The sequence below is a fragment of the Pseudomonas aegrilactucae genome (genome assembly GCF_019168305.1).
Taxonomy (GTDB): Bacteria; Pseudomonadota; Gammaproteobacteria; order Pseudomonadales; family Pseudomonadaceae; genus Aquipseudomonas; species Aquipseudomonas aegrilactucae.
Window position 1 is genome coordinate 1 of sequence record NZ_JAHTBI010000135.1, and the last position, 6,026, is coordinate 6,026.

3 protein-coding genes are annotated in these 6,026 nt (G+C 64.8%); all 3 read right to left on the reverse strand.

Translation table 11 applies throughout. From position 1 onward, the window contains the following. Positions 1 to 42: 42 nt before the first annotated feature. Genes KUO17_RS25770 through mexE form a run of 3 tightly spaced genes read right to left on the reverse strand, consistent with a single transcriptional unit; the run spans position 43 to position 5,888 of the window. Complete coding sequence (locus KUO17_RS25770; RefSeq protein ID WP_217978380.1) at positions 43 to 1,467, reverse strand: efflux transporter outer membrane subunit; 1,425 nt, start codon at positions 1,465 to 1,467, stop codon at positions 43 to 45. Beyond that, complete coding sequence (locus KUO17_RS25775) at positions 1,464 to 4,643, reverse strand: efflux RND transporter permease subunit (RefSeq protein ID WP_217978381.1); 3,180 nt, start codon at positions 4,641 to 4,643, stop codon at positions 1,464 to 1,466. The genes KUO17_RS25770 and KUO17_RS25775 overlap by 4 nt, the downstream gene beginning before the upstream one ends. Before the next feature lie 12 nt (positions 4,644 to 4,655). Further along, on the reverse strand, positions 4,656 to 5,888 hold the full coding sequence (gene mexE, locus KUO17_RS25780) for a multidrug efflux RND transporter periplasmic adaptor subunit MexE (RefSeq protein WP_217978382.1): 1,233 nt from the start codon (positions 5,886 to 5,888) through the stop codon (positions 4,656 to 4,658). Between the last annotated feature and the right edge of the window lie 138 nt (positions 5,889 to 6,026).

Below are 6,026 nucleotides of genomic sequence, written 5' to 3' on the forward strand. Positions count from 1 at the left end.
GGGGCAAAGTGGTCGGTGCTAACCAACCAAAGGAGCCTTGAATCAGTTCGCCGCCGCCACGCTGTCGGTCTGCCAGCCGCCACCTAGCGCCTTGTAGATCGCCACGATGCCGCGGTACAGGTCGACCTCGCCCAGTGCCTGCGCATCCTCGGCATTGAGCCGTTCACGCTCGGCATCCAGCAGTACCAGGTAGTCCACCGTGCCTTCGCGATACCGGATCGACGCCAGGTCTGCGGCCTTGCGGCTCGCCTCGCTCTGGCGTAGCAACGCCATCAGCCGCTGCTGACGCTTGGCGTAATCACTGAACGCATTTTCCGATTCTTCCAGCGCCAGCAGTACCTGCTGCTCATAGGTCGCCAACGCGCCCTCGGCCTCGGCATTCGCCCCGCGCAACCGCGCCCTTACACTGCCCAGGTCGAACGCGGCCCAGGTGATGCTCGGGCCCAGTGCCCAGGCCTGCGCTGCGCTGGAACCCAGTTGCGAACCGCGCGCTGCGGTAAAGCCCAGGAAGCCGCTGAGGCTGACCCGCGGGAACAGGTCTGCGGTGGCCACGCCCACATTCGCCGTCGCCGCCGCCAGTTGGCGTTCGGCACTGCGCACATCCGGTCGGCGCTGCAGCAGTTCACCCGGGTCGCCAATCGGCAGGGCCTTGGCGATCGCCGGCAACTGCGCCGGTGACAGGTCGACGCTCAATGCATCCGGGCGCTGGCCCAGCAGGGTGGCGATACGGTTGCGCGAGCGCACCTGCTCGGCCTGCAGTTGCGGCACGCTGGCCTCCACCGCCGCCAGCCGCGCATCGGCGCGCACCACGTCCAGTTCGTTACCCACCCCGGCATCCCGCAAGGTTTCGGTAATGCCGCGCGAGTCCTGCTGGGTCTTGAGGTTGGCCAGCGCAATCTTCTCGCGCAATTGCGCCCCGCGCAGTTGTCCATACGCATCGACCAACTCGGCAATCAGGCTCACCTGCAATTGTTGCAGGTCGGCCTGGGCCGACGCCTCCTGCGCCTCGCTGGCTTCCAGCTGGCGCTGGATGCGGCCAAACAGGTCCAGCTCCCAGGCCATGTCCAGACCCAGGTCATAGCGCTCGCTGTTGACCCGGCGCTCGGTCTGGCCAGGGATCTGACCCTTGCCCAGGTCGCTGCTGGCGCGGCTGGTGACGGTGGGCAGTGCATCGTTGCTCACATCGTCACGGATTGCCCTGGCAGCCTTGAGGCGGGCGAAGGCCACCCGCAGTTCACGGTTGCCGGCCAGCGACTGGCTGACCAGCTGGTCCAGGATCGGGTCGTCGAACTGACGCCACCAGATCGCATCGAAACGGCTGCGGTCGAAGGCCGCCTTGGCCTCCTGGGCGTCGGCTGCCGCCAGGTGCGCGGCGTCGGTGTGCGGGGCCTGGTAGTCGGGGCCTACGGCGCAGGCCGCCAGGGCCAGCACCAGCAGGCTGGGGGCCCACAGTTTCAAATGGTTCATGCTTGCTTCTCCAGCGTCAGCTGACGGGCCGCCTTGCGGGCCTCGCTGCGCTCGACATAACGACGAATCAACACAAAGAACACCGGCGTCAGCAACAGGCCGAAGAAGGTCACCCCGATCATCCCGGAGAACACCGCGACACCCATGGCATGGCGCATTTCGGCACCGGCACCCGAGGAGAACACCAGCGGCACCACACCCATGATGAAGGCGAACGAGGTCATCAGGATCGGACGCAGACGCAGGCGGCAGGCTTCCAGCACCGCAGCCAGCGGGTCGAGCCCCTCGGCCTGTTTGTCCTTGGCGAACTCCACGATCAGGATTGCGTTCTTGCACGCCAGCCCCACCAGTACGATCAACCCGATCTGGGTGAAGATGTTGTTGTCGCCACCGGACAGGATCACCCCGGTGATGGCCGACAGCAGGGTCATCGGCACGATCAGGATCACCGCCAGCGGCAGGCTCCAGCTTTCGTACTGCGCCGCCAGCACCAGGAATGCCAGCAGCACGCACAGCGGGAACACGAACAGCGCGGTGTTGCCGGCCAGGATCTGCTGGTAGGTCAACTCGGTCCATTCGTAGGTCATGCCGTTGGGCAGTTCTTCCTTGAGCAGCTTCTCGATGGCTTTTTCAGCCTGGCCCGAGCTGTAGCCCGGCGCAGCGCCACCGTTGATTTCAGCGGTGATGAAGCCGTTGTAGTGCATCACGCGGTCCGGCCCGGAGGTGTCGCTGACCTTGATGAAGGTCGCCAGCGGGATCATTTCGCCCTGATTGTTGCGCACCTTGAGCTGGCCGATCTGCTCGGCATCGAGGCGGAACTGCTGCTCGGCCTGCACGTTGACCTGGTAGGTGCGGCCAAAGCGGTTGAAGTCGTTGGCGTACAGCGAACCCAGGTAGATCTGCAGGGTGTCGAAGATATCGTTGATGGCCACGCCGTGGGTCTTGGCTTTTTCACGGTCGATGGCGGCATCGACCTGGGGCACGTTGACCTGGTAGCTGGTGAACAGCCCGGCCAGCTCCGGCACGTTGTAGCTCTTGGCGATGACGTTCTGGGTTTCCTTGTACAGCGCTTCGTAACCCAGGTTGCCACGGTCTTCGATCTGCAGGCGGAAGCCACCGATGGTGCCCAGCCCCTGCACCGGCGGCGGCGGGAAGATCGCGATATAGGCGTCCTGGATATCGGCGTACTGCGCGTTCAGCGAGGCGGCAATGGCCGCTGCCGACAGGCTGGGGTCCTTGCGCTGGTCGAACGACTTGAGGGCCACGAACACGATGCCGCTGTTGGGGCTGTTGGTGAAACCGTTGATCGACAGGCCAGGGAATGCAATGGAGTCCGCCACGCCGGGGTTCTTGAGGGCGGCTTCCCCCATTTTCTTGATCACCGCTTCGGTGCGGTCAAGGCTGGCGGCGTCGGGCAGTTGTGCGAAGGCCACCAGGTACTGCTTGTCTTGCGCCGGGACAAAGCCGGTCGGCGTGGCGGCAAAGCCCATCCAGGTCAGCACCATCAGCCCGGCGTACACGAACAGGGCGATGCCGCTGCTGCGGATGACCCGGCCCACGGTGCCTACATAGCTGTGGCTGGCGCGCTCGAAGAAGCGGTTGAACGGTTTGAACAGCCAGCCGCCGAACAGGCGATCGAGTACCTTGGAGAAACGGTCCTTGGGCGCGTTGTGGCCCCTGAGCAGCACCGCGGCCAGCGCTGGCGACAGGGTCAGCGAGTTGAACGCGGAGATCACCGTCGAGATTGCGATGGTCAGTGCAAACTGCTTGTAGAACTGCCCGGTGAGCCCCGAGATGAACGCAGCCGGGATGAACACCGCGCACAGTACCAGGGCGGTCGCGATGATCGGCCCGGTCACTTCACCCATGGCGCGCTTGGTCGCCTCCAGCGGTGTGTGCCCCAGCTCGATATTGCGCTCCACGTTCTCCACCACCACGATGGCGTCATCCACCACGATGCCGATGGCCAGTACCAGCCCGAACAGCGACAGCGCGTTGAGCGAGAAGCCGAACAGGTGCATCACCGCGAAGGTGCCGATCAGCGACACCGGTACGGCCACCAGCGGGATGATCGAGGCGCGCCAGGTCTGCAGGAACAGAATCACCACCAGCACTACCAGGATCAGTGCTTCGAACAGCGTGTGCACCACGGCCTCGATCGAACCGCGCACGAACACGGTCGGGTCGTAGACGATGCTGTAGTCCATGCCCTCGGGGAAGTCCTTCTTCAGTTCGGCCATCTTGGCGCGCACGTCGTCGGAGATCTCGATGGCGTTGGAACCTGGGCGCTGGAAGATCGGGATCGCCACCGCCGGCTTGTTGTTGAGCAACGAGCGCAGGGCGTACTGGCTCGAGCCGAGCTCGACGCGGGCGATGTCTTTGAGGCGGGTGATTTCGCCATCGGCGCCGGCGCGGATGATGATGTTCTCGAATTCCTCTTCGCTGACCAGACGCCCCTGGGTGTTGACCGACAGCTGGAAGCTGGTGGCACTTGGGGCCGGTGGCGAGCCGAGCTGGCCGGCGGCGACCTGGCGGTTCTGCTCGCGGATCGCAGTGACCACGTCACTGGCGGTCAGGTTGCGCGAAGCGGTCTTGTTCGGGTCCAGCCATACGCGCAGCGAGTAGTCGCCCATGCCGAACAGTTGCACGTCGCCCACGCCGCCCAGGCGCGCCAGTTCGTCCTTGATGTTGAGAATGGCGTAGTTGGACAGGTAGAGCATGTCGTAGCGGTCGTCGGGCGAGGTGAGGTGAACCACCATGGTCAGGTCCGGCGAGGCCTTGTCGACGGTGATGCCGATGCGCGTCACCTCTTCAGGCAGCTTGGGCTGGGTGCGTGTCACGCGGTTCTGCACCTGTACCTGCGCGTTGTCCAGGTCGGTGCCCAGGGCGAAGGTGATGGTCAGGGTGATCTTGCCGTCGGCGGTGGACTGCGAGGACATGTACAGCATGTTCTCGACGCCGGTGATGGCTTGCTCCAGCGGCGCGGCTACGGTTTCGCCGATGACCTTGGGGTTGGCGCCGGGGAAGCTGGCGCGCACCACTACGGTGGGTGGCACGACTTCGGGGTACTCGCTGATCGGCAGCTGGAACAGCGAGATGCTGCCGGCAATCAGGATCAGCAGCGAAAGCACCGCGGCGAAGATCGGCCGGGTGATGAAAAACTGGGAAAAATTCATTGGAGTCGTCCCTTAACCGCGGGGTGCCGAGGCACTGGCGAGCTTGACCGCAACCGGCTTGCTCGCCGTGCTGGCTTCCAGGGCCTGGCGTTGCTGGGCGAGGGCGGCGAGGGTGGTATCGCTGGCCATCGGGGTTTCTTCAGGGCTGACTGCCGAGCCTGGGCGCACGCGCTGCAGGCCCTTGACCACAATGCGGTCTTCCTTGTTCAGGCCGCTGCGCACGATGCGCAGGCCTTCGAGTTTGGGGCCCAGTTCCACTGCGCGATAATCGGCCTTGTTGTCCTTGTCCATCACCAGCACGAACTTCTTGCCAAGGTCGGTGCCGACGGCTTCATCGTTGATCAGCACGGCGGAGTAGGTGGCGCTGCCGACCAGTTTCAGGCGTGCGTACAGGCCGGGGGTGAACTGGCCGTCGCTGTTGTCGAACACGGCGCGACCGCGAATGGTGCCGGTGCGCGGGTTGACCTGGTTGTCGACGAAGTTCATCTGGCCCAGGTGCGGGTTGCCGGTTTCATTGGACAGGCCCAGGTACACCGGGGTGCTCTGGCCGCGCTGGCCGTCGCGCGCCAGCTGGGTGTATTTGAGGTACACGCGCTCGTCGGCGTCGAAGTAGGCGTACACCTTGTCGGTGGAGACCACGCTGGTGAGCGGGGTGACGTCGGCGGTGACGATGTTGCCGGCAGTGAACTGGGCGCGACTGACGCGGCCGCTGATCGGCGCGGTGACGCGGGTGAAGCTCAGGTTGAGCCTGGCCAGGTCCAGCTGTGCCTGGATCGCGGCGACGCCGGCGCGGGCTTCGGTGGCGGCGCTGGTGCGCGACTCGGCGAGCTCGGCGGAAATCGCGTTGCTGCTGCGCAGGCGCTCGCCGCGCTGGGCTTCGTTCTGGCTGCGGGTGGCGGTGGCGCGGGCTTGTTGCAGTTGGGCTTCAAGTTGGCGTACCTGGGCCTGGAACGGGCGCGGATCGATCTGGAACAGCAGGTCGCCTTTCTTGACCTTGGCGCCTTCGGTGAAGGCTACCTGGTCGATCTGGCCGGAGACGCGCGGGCGTACTTCGACGGTTTCCGGGGCTTCGAGGCGGCCGGTGAACTCGTCCCATTCATTGATCGGTTGCTCCAGTACCTTGGCCACGCTGACTTTAGGCGCGCCGGGGGCTTGCGGGGCCTCCGGGGTGCGGCCACAGGCACTCATCACCACCAGTGCCAGGGCAGCAAGGGGATAGCGCAAGGGTTTGAGTGAGTGTTCCATGGATAGATCCGCCAATGTATTGAGAGTGGGCGGATTCTGCGATCTGCAACTATCAACCACGAATCGAATGAGGCGAAGGTAACTATCATTGGGAATGATATGAGCCCAGCGTTGTCTGCGCTGACGCCTTCGCTGGCA